The organism is Nocardia terpenica, from assembly GCF_013186535.1.
Taxonomy (GTDB): domain Bacteria; phylum Actinomycetota; class Actinomycetes; order Mycobacteriales; family Mycobacteriaceae; genus Nocardia; species Nocardia terpenica.
Window position 1 is genome coordinate 1,075,146 of sequence record NZ_JABMCZ010000002.1, and the last position, 14,989, is coordinate 1,090,134.

The window sequence follows — 14,989 nt, forward strand, 5'->3', positions numbered from 1 at the left end:
TCTCCATGTTTCACCGGCCGGTCGGCGCGGTGATGTTCCAATCGATCCGATTACTGTTTTGGGTCATGACGAAATCGCCGATGTAGTCGTTCGGGCATCGGCGGCGTATCTCACCGTGCCGATCCTTCGCAATCGACAGGCAAGCGGCGCCGCCTTTACCGGGTGTGAACGGTCGGCGCACGGCTACTTTGATCGCTGCGCCGTCGATAGCGCGGAGTTTCGCCGAACCTCCGATGGGTCCGCTTTTCGCCGTGGTGTCGCCCTTGCCGATATGGTCGATCAACGCGACCGCGGCCCCCATTTTCGCCAGCGGCTTGAACGCTTGGGCGTGCACTTTTGTGTATTCATCGTTGTCGATGGAACTCGCGCCCAGCAGCGGCATGATTTCCCCTACAGAGTCGATACACACCAGGGTCGGCCCCCAGTCGCTCATGTCGTTCACGATGTCCATCAAATGATCCGCCGAATCCGGTTCCACGTGGAGAAACCGAGTCGGATCGGTGATCACCTGCCGCGCGACACCGAGCATAGACAACCGCGACGCCAGCGCCAATGCGGAATTATGGTCGGCGTCCACATACAGGCACTGCCCGTCCTCGGCCTTAAGCGTCTCCGCCATAGCCGCCAGCATGAGCCACGACTTACCGCCCTCCGGGAGACCGTAAATGGAGTTCACGGCCCCCGGATACAGCAGCGATGCCCCGTCTTCGCGGCTGAGGATGGTCGGGCGGGGCCGGTCGACCTTCCCGCCTGCCAGCGCCCGCCGCATATCGCTGTAGACCGCCGACAGCTGCGGCGCGATCGTCACCGGGACGAAATCGGTGAGCCCGTGGCCGCTCATGATGTGGTCCGACGTGTCTTTGCCTTCGGCCGCCTCCACGATCTTTACTGACGCCGCAAGGTGTTTCAGCTCCCGCGCGACGCCGTGAGCGTGGGTCCGCCCGACATCATCCTTATCAGCGACAACGACGACATGCTTACCGGTGAGCGGGGCCCAGTCCGCTGCACCGTATTTCCCGGCCCCCATCGGATTCGATACCGCCACGGCACCGACCGACCGTAGCGTCTCTACATCCTGCTCGCCTTCGACCACATAAACCGTGGTGACCTTTTGCTGTACGGATTCGACGTTGTAGAGCGCCGAGCCCTTGGTGTTTCCGGACTGCCGGAATTTCTTTTCCGGGGACCGATGCACGATCCTGCCGTCGGAATAGCGGTATTGCACTCCTTCCGGGTTGTCGAACAAATCTTTCGTTGTGAGTCCGAGCTGTTCGAGCACTCGGTCTGTCGGGTCACTGTGTGAATGAATGAGCACCCGGCCGGGAATTCGCCGTACCGACACAGATCGATCGGCCGGACTGTGGCCGGGGGCTTGCGCGTCCGCATGGTCAGAACCCTTGCGAACGACGGTCAACCCTTCAGATTCGAATGCCCCGATGATGCGCTCGAAAGCATCCATCACGGGTTGCCCCCTTCGGGTTACGGTGTCCGGGTCACGCGGGCCCGGACGAATTTCCCGTCGACCACCCATCCAGTGAGCCACCCGGCCGATTGCAGCTCCCGCAAATACCGGTAGGCGCTGCGTCCCTGCTGGACTCCGGCGGCGTGCGCGATATCGTCACGATGAACCTTCGTGTCGTCCTCGAACGACGCCAGCATCACATACAGCGAGACCGCTTGCGGAGACAGGCCGAACGAGAGCACCTGATAGGGAATCTTGATCGAGAGATCATCGTCATCAACGGTATCGGCTCCACCGACCGGCGCCCCTTTCAGCACGGCCAAGGCATCCGAGATCCTTCCGATATTCATTACTTCTCCTTGTTCTGCCTCTGTCTGCGGTCGCGCTTGTAGCACGCATTACACATTCCGCGACCGCCAAGCTGCCGCCCCGGATAACCGGCACGTTTCCCCGATCGGGACACCAAATTTTCCGCACATGTGACACATCGGCCGAGTGACGGCGACGGAACACGGGTCGTCAATTTCGGCGGCAAGAGCCGACCTTCGGACAGGCGGATGCCGTAACAGCGGCGGCATAATCCGCGGCCCCGGTAATCGGTCAAGCCTCGGGATCGATCACCACCCCGGATCATGGTGCGCCCACAATCCGGGCATTCACGGACTCCAGCAGGGCAGGGAGCGTCCACCCCGGCGAGTGCCGCCAGTTGTTCCAGTGGGTTCAGGTGATCACTCCCGCCCGGATAACCCCGGTGGTGTAGAGGGCCGCCCCGTCCACGCTGAAAATCGGTCTCACGGCGTCCTCGGCGCACTGTTTCGGCACCGGGCACCCTGTACACCGCTTCTCGGCTTCCGCCGCCCTGTCGGGCGAGTGGGGGAGCGAATCGGCGTCCCATCGCGTCGGGTCGGCTCCTGGTTGCGCGCACAGTGCGTCGTCTCGCCAATACCGGTCAGTTCTCGGCATCGGCTTCCTCGGTCACGATGTCGCGCACGGCGCGCGCCGCTGTGATCCATCCAGACCGGAACCGCGATTGCGCCAGCGGCACAACAGGTTTGCCGTAGTGGTAGGCTGTGCGCATCACCTCCGCCAACTGTTCGTCCCGGCGGCGGTCGGCGGTCTCGGCGTCGGACTGGACCAGGGCAGCGGCGAGAAGGTGATTGGCCGCGACGACATACCCGGCCTTGTACAGCCGATCCGACATGTCGGTCATCTCTGTCGAGTCAAGCTCCAACGGTCACGCCCCCGCCTGATTCTGGTCCGGATCGATGGCGGTGAGCAGGTCCACCAGGGCACGCAGCTTCGCGGCGTCGTGGCACTCGGTGATCTTCCCGTCCCCGACCGTTCCCCAGGTCCGGACCAGCAGGTCACGGCTGATGCCCCGCTTCTCACACAACCCGAAGATCTCTTGCCGAATCTGATCAGGTCCGGCCGACTTGGGCTCCGCTCGCCCGGCCGGGACCGCCCGGCCAGCGGTACCGCGCTCCACGTATTCGCTATCCGGGTCGGGATCATCGGTCGGCAAATTCAGCAGCTGTAGCAACGCGATCCGGTAGGCGACACTCATTGCCTTCGCCGTCGCCTTGTCCGCGAAATCCGTTGCCTCCGTGGCCACCTCAACCGGCAGGCTGTCTCCCTCCGGACCATAGACCGTGTAATCCACGGTCCCGGTCACCCACGCCTGCCGCTTACCCCCGCCGCTGGTGATCTCCCGAACCACCAGCGTCGACCGCACCGGGGCCACGATCACCCCGTGCTCGCGCAGCGCGGGAGCGACCGCGTTCACCACCTGGTCGACACCCCTGAAGGAGAATTTCTGCGCCGTGTTCTTCTGATCCTTCCGTACAGCACCCACATCACACATCACCCGGTTCACGGCCGCGAAAACATGCACCAATACGGTCTCCCTTTCTAGATATCAGTTCCGCCGGTTGCTACGGATCAATCGATACGTTCCAGCTTCGGCATCTTCCGCATTTCCCGGACATCGAGAGCGAGTTGCACGGCCCGCCAGCCCAGATCGATCGGGAGCTTGTACAGACCACATTCGTATTTCCCGCGCTTGTTGGGTTCGCGGGGAATCTCGATCAACAACGCGGTATCCAGGCTCACGCCGCCCGGCCACAGCGGGGAGCGGGTGTCGTCTTCGACGTTGTAGCGTTCCCCGTGGGCGTAGATCGCCGTTTGGCACGTCACCGACAATGGAAATCGGGAGTTGTTGGTACCGGTCTTGATATCGGCCGCCATGACCATGCCGTCGAGCGAGATCAGCCGATCCATCGATCCGGCACACCGAATCTCGTCCACCACCAGGAACGGCTCTTTGTCAAGCACCTTCACCCCCGCACGCTGCATGGCCTCTGCGTAGGCCCGCATCGGCCCGTCGATCTCGGGCGGCATGTACTCGGGCCACCGGCCACCGTCGATGACCTCGGCGAGTTCGTGAAAGGCGGTCCCACTGTCAGCCGGTCGACCGGCGCCAGCCGCAGCCTTCGCCCGCTCGGTGATATCCCGCAACGCGGTCTTGTTCCGGGAATATGCCGCATCACCGTCTTTCGACAATAGCGAGGCGATACGCGCGGCGAGAGACCGTTCTTTCACAATTCCCAGAGCGACCATGGCCGCTTGCCAGTTCATCAGACCAGAATTATCGGCAAGGGCCTTGGATAAAGTACTGGCCCTGGTGTAGGGCTCCCGCGCGGTGCCGTCGCGCGGGATCAGCAGCGGCCTACCCCAATGGTCACGTTTAACGTTGTAATCCGTCATAGATTCCTTTAAGAGCATAGAAAAGGCCGAGCCGCATAAAACGACCCGGCCTCATGGAACGGGTAGAGGTCAAAAATTGGTGTTGAGCAGCCAATCGGCGACCTTCTTGCCTCCCCGGCCCTTGTTGTAGACGCGGACAATGGATGCGGCCATCGCATCCGCTTTACCGATGCCATGGCTGTCTTTCATGCGCCGAGCTCCCTGCATGAGTCCATGAATGCCGCCGCGTTCCTGCAACAGCCGATCGATCAGCCGGAACGGATCGATTTCATTGCCGTAGCGGGTGAGAAACAGGCTCAGCCCATCGAGCACAACCGAATCGAAAGCGTCGGACCCGAACGCTTCCCGATACACCCCCAGCACATCGTCCATATGGGCGACACCGCCCCGCTTCTCCATCCGGTACAAGGCTGCCACCTGAGAGATACGGCCCCGTGCTCGGCCGTTGCCGACCGTGAGCCCGTGACGGGCGAGTGTTTCACTGATCTCCACCTCCGGGGACTGCCCGGCAGTGACGCCGACCTTGAACTTCGCGACCAGCTGCGGCGCTTTCTTGGTGTTCAGCGACAGGAACAGTTCCGCCTCTTCGGCTTCGGTCAGCCCGTAGTACACATCGCATTCGATGTCCGCGGTCCGCCCGCTCATCCGGTACGCGGCAACCCGGTGCTGTGCGTCGAGGATGTACTTCTTCCCGTTCCGGTAACTGACAACCGGCCGCCCGAAAGCGTCAGGATTGAAGTCGTTCGCGATCTTCCGGGCGAAGCCTTCGTTCAGGGGCCGCTGCGTCGACTGGTTGACGGTCAACTCGGCAGGATCGATCAGTTCGGTAGTCTTGTGACGCATCATTTGCCCACCTTTCGCAAAAACGCCTGAATCTGGCGAATGTATTTCTTGATATATTCGATGTCCTCGGCCACTTCAGCGGGGTCGACGGCGGAAAAGTCGATCATCTCGAATCCCCCGACAACACCGTCCAACCCGTACGATGTATTGCGGATGACCTCGTGCGCCTTGCTCCGAGCTTTCAGGTTCACGCCGGTTGCGCGCTCCTCGTCCAGATCGTCACGAACCCTCTTGACCGTGTCCTTGTCCACGCCCACGCGGTTAGCGATAGCGCGGTTGGAAGCCTGCGGATCTTCCTCGATCGCGTCCGCGATGTCCTCGCGCTTCTGCTCGCGGGTGGCGAAATTCCCATCTGGGAAATTCGCCACTTCGTCCCTTTGGATGGTGTTCTTGCTGAGCCCCGAAGCCTTCTCTGCCTGCTTCAACGTCGCGCCGTTTCTGCGCATCCGTCGCGCGAGGTCCAGCCGCCGCTCGTGTGTGAACTCGTATCCGAACTCTTTCGCATCGTCATCGAGGCGCTTGACAGCGGCATCCGGCTCCACCTCCAGGGCCTGCCATGCGCCGTCGGCTATCTCGTCATCATATTCAGCGGTCTGCTTCAAGCGGGCTCGACGCTTGTTGACCAACAGTTGACTCTCGGCAATGTCTTCGACCAATTCCATTCCTTCGCCTGTATCCTTTCTGGCATTGTGTCGCACCTATGGCCGGTCGCGAACCGGCAGCGCCCTAATGGGCGGCATAGGCTCTTCTCTGTCTTTTCACAGCGTCAATAAGAGGCATCACACTATTGAGTTGACAAGGAACGCATCCACCCGTTTTCGGCATGGGGTAGCCACAACGAAATTCCGAGGGATCATTGGAATGACGAACCCTGATCAGGGTTGTCGTCGTGCCCCTCCCGGACTCGAACCGGGGATGTGTGCCGCCGGGGCTCCTCATGCGATGAACGCTGGACAGCGCACCGCGTGATACGGGCCGCTGGGATCAGCGGCGAGCCGTGGTTCCCGTGACCGGGGACGGGGCTGTTGTTCGTCGGCACGGTGCTGTAGCCGTGGCGCCGTTGGCCCGGCACGTGCACGATGCCCGTACGCATCTGGTCAGGGGCCGAGTCCGGCGATCGGCAGCGGGAATGCTGGCCGCTGCCTGCTTGATCACAACCACCTCGACAACCTTCTCGATGCTGCGACCCGACAGCGACGCCACGTGCGCGATCAGACGGGGGCTCGGCGGATGACCGTTGCGGACCCTCCGCAACGTCTCCTTGTGCACATCCAGCGCGGCGGCAAGCTCCTCTTCGGTGAATCCGCGAGCCTCTTTCAGCAGGTCGAGAAGCCCCGGAACCAACCTCAACGTCATCGAACGCGACACTTGCACCTTCCGCCCCTACTTCCCTCGTCTGTCATCAATCCGTGCCGTGTGCTTACAGCCGGTCACTGGTGTCAGACGCTAACCGCCGTTGACGCATCATCGCAACGTCTATGACGCAAATTTGCGGAGTCAATTCCTCGTTAATATCCGCGTTACCGCAGGTAGACGAGGTTGCGAGCGCCACAAAAATGCGGCAAACTTCGGGCTGTGAAGCTTTCAAAGAGTCACTTCGAGCGATGGGTTGACGCGGTCACGGACGGGCTCAGCGCCCGGCAGATCGCGCTGGCGATGGGTGAACACTCCTCGACCGTGGGGCGCAAGTTACTTCGCGAGAGACCCGATCCCGACACGGTGATAGAATTCGCACGTACGTTCGAAGCCGATCCGGTGCAGGGATTGGTGGAAGGGGGATCACTGACACAGGAGGAAGCCGACCGCGCCTCCGTCCTGGACGGAGTTCGGGCGGCCACCACGGTTCAGCTACTGCGGGAACTGCTGCGGCGCGAGCAGATTGCATCCAGTGACCGAGTAACGGAACCAAACGGTCCGAACGAACGTCCAAGGGAACGCAGGGCCACGGCGGACAAGCGAGCCGCCACGGCCGCCCGACGCGCCAGTGTCCGGAGAAGTTTGTCCGAGTGAACGAACAGGGGAACCCATGAACGTCGGCGTCACCGTCGCCGCCTTAGTCGCAGTCACCTCCGCCAGCGCTGCCATCCTGCGCCACACGCGGCGTGAGGTCGTGCAGAGCCGGGCTCTCACCCTCGCCTATGCGGCTTTCGCCGGGTTCGTGCTGGCCTGGCTGGCGGTGCTGCCCATGCCGGACGGGCTTCCGGTCCGCCTGGGGCTGGCATGGTGCGGTGAGGTACTGGGGCTGGTCGGCGCATGCGCGCTGACGGTTCATGTGGCAACCGGGTTCCGGGCCCCGCGCCTCGTGCGGGCCGCTGCCTTCTCGTTCCTCGCGCTCGCCGGTACCTCGGTCATCGCGCGCCTCGCACGCGGTGACGACGTGCACGAACTTCTGCGAGTCGGCTACGCGATGTGCAATGCGGCCCTTCTCACCGTCATCGGCGTCACCATGATCGCGTGGGTGATCGACGGCCGCCGCCTGGCAGTGACCGATGCCCTGTGGGCGCTCGCCGGGTGCCTGTTCCTCACCATGGGGCTCATCGGTTTCGCAGCCCCCGACCTCGGCTACGCCGATCATCCGATCGGATGGTCTCTGGGACTGGCCACCATCTTCATCATGAGCGTGACCGGCATCCTCAACCACTTCAAGACCGTACGCACACGACACGCACCCGTCACCATGAACACCGCCAGCTGAACGGCGAAACCAACCCAGACAGCAAGAGGGGCACGGCAAGACGCGATCACCTCGCGCCCGGCCGTGCCCTTCTGGTGTATCGCCCTCCCCCAATGCACACCGCTGCCGACCAGAGCGCACCTGCGCCCTACCGAACATGACCCATAGCCAGATTGTGACGAAGATTACATACGGCTGGTTCACTGGGCATGAATAGTGCGCTGACCTGTAGAAACATCATCTGCTTATTTGCGTCTGAGTACAGTTCACTGCCAGCAGTGGGACGAGATCCAGATCCGTAGTCTCGCAAAGCGATTGGGTTACGACCTGCGCAAGACCATCACGTTCGGCGCGCACACCGACAATCCGGCCCTCCAATTGCGCGCCATCGTCAGCTATCTCGGCGTCGCGGCGGTGATCGTGCCGAGCCTGGCCCACTTCGACGGCGGCGAGATCCCCGTGCCCCTGCGCGATGCCACCGTGATCGCGGTGTCCGACGCCTGAGCCGCGAACCGCGCCGCCGACCGGCGGAGCCGGATTATGCTGCACCGAACGGTGTTCGAGCACACGAGACCTTCGAGGTACGACGGGATGGGCCGACGAACCCAGCGGCGGCGCTCCGCCCGGATGGTGGCGGACTTCGTCACCGACCTGCGATTGTCGATGCCCGCCGAGCCGGAGCGGGTCATGGACGCGATCTGCGACGCGCTGACCCGGCGGCTCGGGCGCCCGGTCACCCGGATGCCGGTGACATTTCCGCCCGCACCGGATGATGTGGTGTCCGGGCTGTGGATTCACGCCGACGACGGCCACTACCTCTGCTACGAGAAGAACACCAGCCCCTGGCATCAACTGGTGATCTTCTGCCACGAGACCGGGCATCTGGTGCACGAACACGACCGCACCCCGCTCCTGGACGCCGGCGAGCCCAGCCCGCTGCTGCCGAGCCTGGATCCCGGTGCGGTGCGGCGCATCATGGCCGAGCGGTCCGGGATGTGCCGCGGACCGGCCGAGGCGCGGGCCGAGATGTTCGCCGCCCTGCTGCTGACCCACGTCAGCCGATGGCTGCCCGAACGACGGTGGCCGGTAACGGATTCCGCGGCCGACGCGGTGCACCGGATGGAGACGACGTTCGGACTGCCCCGGGCGCACGGCCGTGTATAGCGCGGCGTTCTACGCGGCGGCCGTGGTGAGCGTGATCGCGCTGGCCTACAAGGCCGGTCAGCTCCGGCGGCACCCGCGCCCGCAGCGCTGGACCGTGCTGACGGTCATGTCGCTGTGGACCGCGATCTGCGTCTGCGTGCCGCCCCCCTCGGTGCGACTGATCAATCGCGTCGGCGGAATACCCAATGTCGCCGGGCTGATCGTCTACCTCCTGCTGATCTTTCTCGCCGCCACCCTGCAGGCCGTGATCCTGGTCTGGCAGGGCGATCCGGCGGAGGTCGGCGCGAGGTTGCGGGTGCGCGTGATCGGCTACGCGGCAGTGGGTTTCGTCGTTATCGCGCTGTTCACCGCCGGACACACGACGGTCGAGCGCCCGGTCGACTTCGACATCTACTACGCGCGGACCCCCTGGATCGCCGAGCTCGTGGTGCTCTACAATCTCGTGTTCGCCTTCGCCACAAGCGATTACGCCTACCGCGCGGCGCGGGCGGCCCGGGTGACCGGTCGCCCCTGGCTGCGGCGCGGGCTGCGCGTGGTGGCCGCCTCCGGAGCGCTCGGCGTGCTGTCGGCCCTCACCCGGCTCGCCGCGGTCGCGGACCGCTGGTTCGACGGCACCGGCCTCGACGAGCTCGATACGCTGGTCTCCCCCGGCCTAGCCGCGCTCGCCGTCGTCGTGGCCTGCGCCGGATACACCCTGCCCGCGGCCGGGGAACACGGCACGGAGCTGCTCGCGCGGGTGCGCGACTACCGGGCCCTGCACCCGCTGTGGCACGACATCCGTACCGCCGCACCGGAATCGGCCTCCGCCATCGATGCGCCCCGGTGGGATCTCGAGCTCCGCACCACGCGGCGGCTCGCCGAGATCCGCGACGGCCAGCTCGCGCTGCGCGCCTACACCCATCCGGCGGCCGCGGACCTCGCGCGGCGGCTCGCCGAGCAGGCGGGGCTCGACGACCTGGCCCGCGCCGTCGTCGTCGAGGCGGCCGGTATCAAGGCCGCGGTGCACATTCGGCTCGGCGACCTGGCCGCGGAGCCCGCGATCTCGGGGGCGACCGCGCGCGGCGGCGCCGACAGCGCGGGTGAGATCGCCTGGCTGACCCGCGTCAGCGACGCCTACGCCCACTCGCCGATCGTCGCCGACACCCTGCGGGCACTGCGGCGCCGGACAGGCTGAACTGCCCACTGGCCCTGGACGACCGGCGCCGCCCGCACGGCCCCGGAGCCGACCCGGCCGTGCTCCGGGTCGGCTCCGGGGTCATCCCTACCGGTGTGGGCGGCGTGCCAGCCGCTCGAGCACCGCGACCATCCGGTCGATCTCCTCGCAGGTGTTGTAGAACGTGAACGACGGCCGGACCGTCTCCTCCAGCCCCAGGCGGCGGAGGATGGGCTGGGCACAGTGGTGGCCCGCCCGGACCGCTATCCCCTTGTCGTTCAACGCCTTTCCCACCTCGGACGGGGTGTGTCCGGCCATGACGAACGACAGCACACTGACCTTGTTCGGCGCGGTGCCCACCAGGCGGACACCGGGAACGGCGGCCACCCGGGGGGTGGCGTAGGCCAGCAGTTGGTGTTCGTAGCGGGCGATGGTGTCCATGCCCAGGCGCTCCACGTATTCGAGGGCGGTGCCGAGTGCGACGGCGTCGGCGATACTTCCGGTGCCCGCCTCGAACCGTCCGGGCGGCGCCTGGTACAGCGACCGCTCCAGCGTGACATCGGTGATCATATTGCCGCCGCCCTGCCACGGCGGCATGTCCCGCAGCAGTTCGGATTTGCCGTACAGCGCACCGATTCCCGTGGGGCCCAGCACCTTGTGGCCGGAGAACGCGAAGAAGTCGGCGCCCATCGACCGTAGATCGATGCCGGTGTGCGGCACCGACTGCGCGCCGTCGACGAGGGTGACGGCACCGGCCCGCTGCGCCTGCGCGACGATCTCCCGGATGGGTGTCACGGTGCCCAGGCAGTTCGACACCTGGGTCACCGCAACGAGTTTCGTCCGATCCGACAGCAGCCTCGAGTACTCGTCCAGCAGCAGATCGCCGGAATCGTCGACCGGGATCACCCGCAGCACCGCGCCCGTCTCCGCCGCCAGCAGCTGCCAGGGCACGATATTCGCGTGATGCTCGAGGTGCGAGATCACGATCTCGTCGCCCTCGCGAATATTCTTGCGGCCCCAGGTCTGCGCCACCAGGTTGATGCCCTCGGTGGTGCCGCGAACGAAGACGATCTCCTCCGCCGAGGACGCGCCGAGGAAGCGCGCCACCGTCTCCCGGGCCCGCTCGTAGGCATCGGTGGAGCGCGCCGCCAATTCGTGGGCGGCCCGGTGGATATTGGAGTTCTCGTGCTCGTAGAAGCGCGTGAGCCGGTCGATGACCGGACGCGGCTTCTGCGTGGTGGCGGCATTGTCGAACCACACCAGCGGGTATCCGTTGACCCGCTCCCGCAGGATCGGGAAATCGTTGCGCACGGAGTGCACATCGAAAGCCTCCCGCCGGTCCAGGAAATAGAAGTCCGGCTCCGGCGACGGCTGCGCCGAGAACATCTCCGCCGCAAGCCGATTCATGGTCGCCTCGTCCGGCCACATCCCGCCCGCCGACGGCCGCGCGGGCATCGGGGCCTCAGGCCCGCTCGGTCGGGGCATAGTCATAGAAGTGGTTCACCTCGGCTCCCTCGAGCAGCGCTACCGCGTCGTCGGTCAGGATCGCCAGCGAGCTGTACAGGGTCAGCAGATAGGACCCGATCGCGCGGCGGTCGATGCCCATGAACTTCACCGACAGCCCCAGCCCCTGCTCGCCGGTCAGTCCCGGCTGATACAGGCCGACCACGCCGCGGCGCGCCTCGCCGGTGCGGATCAGCAGGAAGTTCGTCCGGCCGTCGGTGAGGGGAATCTTGTCCGACGGAACGATCGGAATGCCGCGCCAGGTCAGGAACTGCGACCCGAACATGCTCACCGTGGCCGGCGGCACGCCCCGCAGGGTGCATTCCCGGCCGAAGGCCGCGATCCCCTCCGGATGGGACAGGAAAAAGCCCGGCTCCTTCCACGCCCGCGCGATCATGGCGTCCAGATCGTCCGGGGTCGGCGCCCCGCCGATCGTCGAAAGCCGCTGCTTGTCGGCGACATTCGGGATCAGCCCGTACTCCGGGCTGTTGATCAGCTCGTTCTCCTGGTACTCCTTCATCGCCTCGATCGACAGGCGCAGCTGGTGGCCGATCTGGTCGTGCGCACCCGAATACAGGTCGGAGATGCGGGTGTGCACGTTGACGACCGTGTGCACCGCCTTCAGCCGGTACTCCCGCGGCGCCGTCTCGTAGTCGATGAAGGTCTCGGGGAGCGAGGACTCGTCGGCGTTGTCACTTTCGACGGTGACCGTGTGCTCGTTGGTGACCCGATTGCGCCGATACAGGCCCTCCTCGACCGGCACCCAGTCCAGCAGGTGGACCAACCACCGCGGAGTGATCGACTCCATCTGCGGGATGGTCTTGGTCTCGGTCGCCAGACTCTGGGCGGCCTCGTCGCCCAGCGAGGCAGGCTGTGGAGCGACCGATTCCGTATCCCCGGTAACCATATGACACCTCATCCGAATCCGGTGTGTTGCTTGGTTTTTCACCGTCAGCATGGCACGCCCGGATGGCGAGGATCCGCGCATCGGAGCCGACCGAGCGGGATCGTCTATGCACGAAATGCGTTGTAAAGCCAGGTTTTAACTCAGCGAGATTCCAATGCGAAAGCATCCCCCTACCCGGCAATAGGGGCTAGAACGAGTGCGCGTCGACCTCGGCCAGGTAGCGGGCGCGGGCGTCGTCGTCGAGGAAGGCGGCCTCGAAGGAGTTGCGGGCCAGGGTGCGCAGCTCGGCCGCGGTCAGGCCCAGCGCGTCCCGGACCCCGGCGAAGTTCTCGTGGATGTAGCCGCCGAAGTAGGCCGGGTCGTCGGAGTTGACCGTGGCGAGCAGGCCGAGCTCGAGCATGCGGCGCAGCGGGTGATCGGCGAGCCGATCCACCACGCGCAGCCGGACATTGGAGAACGGGCACACCGTCAGCGGGATGCGCTCGCGGACCAGGCGCTCGACCAGCGCGGGATCCTCCAGCACGCGAATGCCGTGATCGATGCGCTCGACGCCGAGCACGTCCAGCGCCTCGGCCACGTACGCCGCGGGCCCCTCCTCACCGGCGTGGGCGACCGCGCGCAGCCCGAGTTCGCGGGCCCGCTCGTAGACCGCCGCGAATTTGGCCGGGGGATGGCCCACCTCGGCCGAATCGAGGCCGACCGCGACGATCCGGTCCAGGTACGGCTCGGCGGCGCGCAGGGTCTCGAGGGCGGACTCGGCGGGCAGATCGCGCAGGAAGCACAGGATCAGACCGGTCGAGATGCCGTGGCGTTCCTCGCTGTCGTGCAACGCTTTCCACAGGCCGTCGATGACGGTGGCGAACGGCACGCCGCGGGCGGTGTGGGCCTGGGGATCGAAGAAGATCTCGGCGTGCCGCACGCCCTCGGCCCGGGCCCGCGCCAGGTACGCCTCGGCCAGGTCGGCGAAGTCCTGCTCGGTGCGCAGCACATCGGTCAGCCGGTAGTACAGATCGAGGAAGGACTGCAGATCCTCGAAGCGGTAGGCGGCGCGCAACTCCTCGACGGAGGCGAAGGGCAGCGCCACACCATTGCGTTCGGCGAGCGCGAACGCCAGTTCGGGCTCCAGCGTGCCCTCGATGTGCAGGTGCAGTTCGGCCTTCGGTACGAGCATCGGCCGATCGTAGCCGCGCCCCCTCCCGCCCGCTTGTATTAGGTTAGCCTAATCTTATGGTTGCGGTGGAGGTTGCCCGCGCGGACCGGTCCCGAGTCCGGCCGCGGAAACGGGCACGCAAACCGGTGCGGCGCAGGCTCATTGCGGTGCACCGCTGGTCGGCGCTGGTGCTGGGGATCGTGCTGGTGATCCAGTCGACGTCCGGGGCGATCCTGCTGTATCACGCGGAACTGTTCCGGGCGCAGCACGCGTCGTTCTACCGGCACGGCGACGGCCCGCCGGTGGTCGGCACCGAACAGGCCGTCGCGCTGGTGCGGTCCACGGATCCGGGTTTCGAGGCCGGTTGGGTCGGCGTGGACGGCGGCGTGATCGCGGTCGGCAACCGGGACTTCACCGCGGCCTATTCCGTCGACCCCGGCACCGGGCGGGTCATCGAGCGGGTGGACCTGTCCGGCGGGGTGCTCGGCTGGCTGGTGAACCTGCACGACTGCGCCTTCGGCTGCCTGCGCTATTCCGGTGCGGTACCGATGCTGAACGAGCAGGCCCCGCTGATCGATATCACCTGGGCGGCACTGATTCTCAGTGTCTTGGGCCTGCTGCTGGTGCTGCTCGCGATATCGGGCGCCATCGTCTGGTGGCCCTCGCGCACGCGCCTCCGGCACGGCTTCCGGGTGCGGCTGCGCAAGGGCCGCTTCGCGCGAGATCGCGACCTGCACAACGTGATCGGCATAGTCGCCGTCCCGTTCCTGCTCATGTGGGGCATTACCGGCGTCACCATCGAATGGCCCGCCGCCCACCGCGCCTGGCTGGGCGCGACCGGCGGCGACACCACCCTCGAACGCCCACAGGACATCTTCGTTCCCCGCCCGGTCGGCCAGCCACATCCGGTCGGCATCGGCGAGGCCAGCACCATCGCACTGCGTTCGGCCCCCGGCCGACTCGCCTACCTGATGCTCCCCACCGACACCACCCCGTACTACCAGGCCGCGGTGGCGGGCGCCTACTCCCCCTACGAACACCGCGCCTTCTACAGCGGCGACGTCCTGGTCTACATCAACGCCCGCGACGCCTCCGACACCAAGGTGGTCGACGCCAGCCACAATCGCCCCCTGTCGAACACCTTCTACGCCAAGGTCTTCGAGCCCGCCCACTTCGGCTGGCTGGTGAATGGCTGGTGGCGAATCGTCTGGCTATTGTTCGGCCTCACCCCGCTGGCCCTCGCCGTAACCGGCCTGTCGACATGGCTGTTCAAGCGAAAGGTCAAGCGCGGCAAGCGCGCCCGCGCATAAGCACATTGAACCAGGCGGGAAAGTCGTTGGCGCGACGGGACCGACGGCACTACCGTCCGG

General features: G+C 65.6%; 18 protein-coding genes. 6 read left to right on the forward strand and 12 right to left on the reverse strand.

The genetic code is table 11. The features are described 5' to 3' along the window. Window positions 1-10: 10 nt before the first annotated feature. The 9 genes from HPY32_RS16535 to HPY32_RS46555 all read right to left on the reverse strand — a co-directional run bounded on the left by HPY32_RS16535 (window position 11) and on the right by HPY32_RS46555 (window position 6,424). Window positions 11-1,459 (reverse strand): AAA family ATPase, encoded by a 1,449-nt coding sequence (locus tag HPY32_RS16535; protein ID WP_197696356.1) that lies wholly within the window; start codon window positions 1,457-1,459, stop codon window positions 11-13. 20 nt (window positions 1,460-1,479) lie between these two features. Beyond that, a complete protein-coding gene (locus tag HPY32_RS16540) occupies window positions 1,480-1,785 on the reverse strand; it encodes a hypothetical protein (protein WP_067580086.1) in 306 nt (101 codons plus the stop codon). Window positions 1,786-2,182: 397 nt separating this feature from the next. Next, a complete protein-coding gene (locus tag HPY32_RS46550; protein WP_082870742.1) occupies window positions 2,183-2,425 on the reverse strand; it encodes a WhiB family transcriptional regulator in 243 nt (80 codons plus the stop codon). Continuing rightward, the gene (locus tag HPY32_RS16550) at window positions 2,412-2,672 is read right to left on the reverse strand and encodes a hypothetical protein (protein WP_067580084.1); all 261 of its coding nucleotides are present in this window, start codon (window positions 2,670-2,672) and stop codon (window positions 2,412-2,414) included. The genes HPY32_RS46550 and HPY32_RS16550 overlap by 14 nt, the downstream gene beginning before the upstream one ends. 24 nt (window positions 2,673-2,696) lie before the next feature. After that, window positions 2,697-3,353, reverse strand: coding sequence for an ERF family protein (locus tag HPY32_RS16555; RefSeq protein ID WP_309247530.1), 657 nt, complete (start codon window positions 3,351-3,353; stop codon window positions 2,697-2,699). 47 nt (window positions 3,354-3,400) lie between these two features. After that, on the reverse strand, window positions 3,401-4,225 hold the full coding sequence (locus tag HPY32_RS16560) for a hypothetical protein (protein WP_156674033.1): 825 nt from the start codon (window positions 4,223-4,225) through the stop codon (window positions 3,401-3,403). Between the two features lie 69 nt (window positions 4,226-4,294). Then, window positions 4,295-5,071 carry a DUF6551 family protein gene (locus tag HPY32_RS16565; RefSeq protein ID WP_067580078.1) on the reverse strand — a complete coding sequence of 259 codons (777 nt, stop codon included), beginning with the start codon at window positions 5,069-5,071 and terminating at the stop codon, window positions 4,295-4,297. Then, a complete protein-coding gene (locus HPY32_RS16570) occupies window positions 5,068-5,730 on the reverse strand; it encodes a hypothetical protein (RefSeq protein WP_067580076.1) in 663 nt (220 codons plus the stop codon). The genes HPY32_RS16565 and HPY32_RS16570 overlap by 4 nt, the downstream gene beginning before the upstream one ends. A gap of 322 nt (window positions 5,731-6,052) precedes the next feature. Beyond that, the gene (locus HPY32_RS46555) at window positions 6,053-6,424 is read right to left on the reverse strand and encodes a helix-turn-helix domain-containing protein (RefSeq protein ID WP_373686650.1); all 372 of its coding nucleotides are present in this window, start codon (window positions 6,422-6,424) and stop codon (window positions 6,053-6,055) included. Window positions 6,425-6,643: 219 nt separating this feature from the next. Here HPY32_RS46555 and HPY32_RS16575 point away from each other — a divergent pair, with 219 nt between their 5' ends. The 5 genes from HPY32_RS16575 (at window position 6,644) to HPY32_RS16595 (ending at window position 10,080) form a co-directional block, all read left to right on the forward strand. After that, window positions 6,644-7,078, forward strand: a complete 435-nt coding sequence (locus HPY32_RS16575; protein WP_156674032.1) for a hypothetical protein — start codon at window positions 6,644-6,646, stop codon at window positions 7,076-7,078. Window positions 7,079-7,094: 16 nt separating this feature from the next. Beyond that, entirely contained in the window at window positions 7,095-7,763 is a 669-nt protein-coding gene (locus HPY32_RS16580; RefSeq protein ID WP_067580075.1) for a hypothetical protein, read from the forward strand. A gap of 228 nt (window positions 7,764-7,991) precedes the next feature. Next, on the forward strand, window positions 7,992-8,246 hold the full coding sequence (locus tag HPY32_RS16585) for a hypothetical protein (protein ID WP_067580073.1): 255 nt from the start codon (window positions 7,992-7,994) through the stop codon (window positions 8,244-8,246). A gap of 87 nt (window positions 8,247-8,333) precedes the next feature. Further along, window positions 8,334-8,906 carry a hypothetical protein gene (locus HPY32_RS16590; RefSeq protein ID WP_067580071.1) on the forward strand — a complete coding sequence of 191 codons (573 nt, stop codon included), beginning with the start codon at window positions 8,334-8,336 and terminating at the stop codon, window positions 8,904-8,906. Beyond that, window positions 8,899-10,080 (forward strand): MAB_1171c family putative transporter, encoded by a 1,182-nt coding sequence (locus tag HPY32_RS16595; RefSeq protein ID WP_067580069.1) that lies wholly within the window; start codon window positions 8,899-8,901, stop codon window positions 10,078-10,080. Before HPY32_RS16590 ends, HPY32_RS16595 begins: the two co-directional genes overlap by 8 nt. Before the next feature lie 87 nt (window positions 10,081-10,167). Here HPY32_RS16595 and HPY32_RS16600 read toward each other — a convergent pair whose 3' ends face one another. The 3 genes from HPY32_RS16600 to HPY32_RS16610 form a co-directional block, all read right to left on the reverse strand. Further along, window positions 10,168-11,550, reverse strand: coding sequence for a family 2A encapsulin nanocompartment cargo protein cysteine desulfurase (locus HPY32_RS16600; RefSeq protein WP_082870741.1), 1,383 nt, complete (start codon window positions 11,548-11,550; stop codon window positions 10,168-10,170). Next, window positions 11,522-12,469, reverse strand: a complete 948-nt coding sequence (locus tag HPY32_RS16605; RefSeq protein WP_067580068.1) for a family 2A encapsulin nanocompartment shell protein — start codon at window positions 12,467-12,469, stop codon at window positions 11,522-11,524. Before HPY32_RS16605 ends, HPY32_RS16600 begins: the two co-directional genes overlap by 29 nt. A gap of 187 nt (window positions 12,470-12,656) precedes the next feature. Continuing rightward, window positions 12,657-13,640, reverse strand: coding sequence for an adenosine deaminase (locus HPY32_RS16610; protein ID WP_067580066.1), 984 nt, complete (start codon window positions 13,638-13,640; stop codon window positions 12,657-12,659). A gap of 56 nt (window positions 13,641-13,696) precedes the next feature. Here HPY32_RS16610 and HPY32_RS16615 point away from each other — a divergent pair, with 56 nt between their 5' ends. Next, window positions 13,697-14,929: a PepSY-associated TM helix domain-containing protein gene (locus tag HPY32_RS16615; protein WP_082870740.1), complete on the forward strand. Its 1,233-nt coding sequence runs from the start codon at window positions 13,697-13,699 to the stop codon at window positions 14,927-14,929. Window positions 14,930-14,989: the final 60 nt, after the last annotated feature.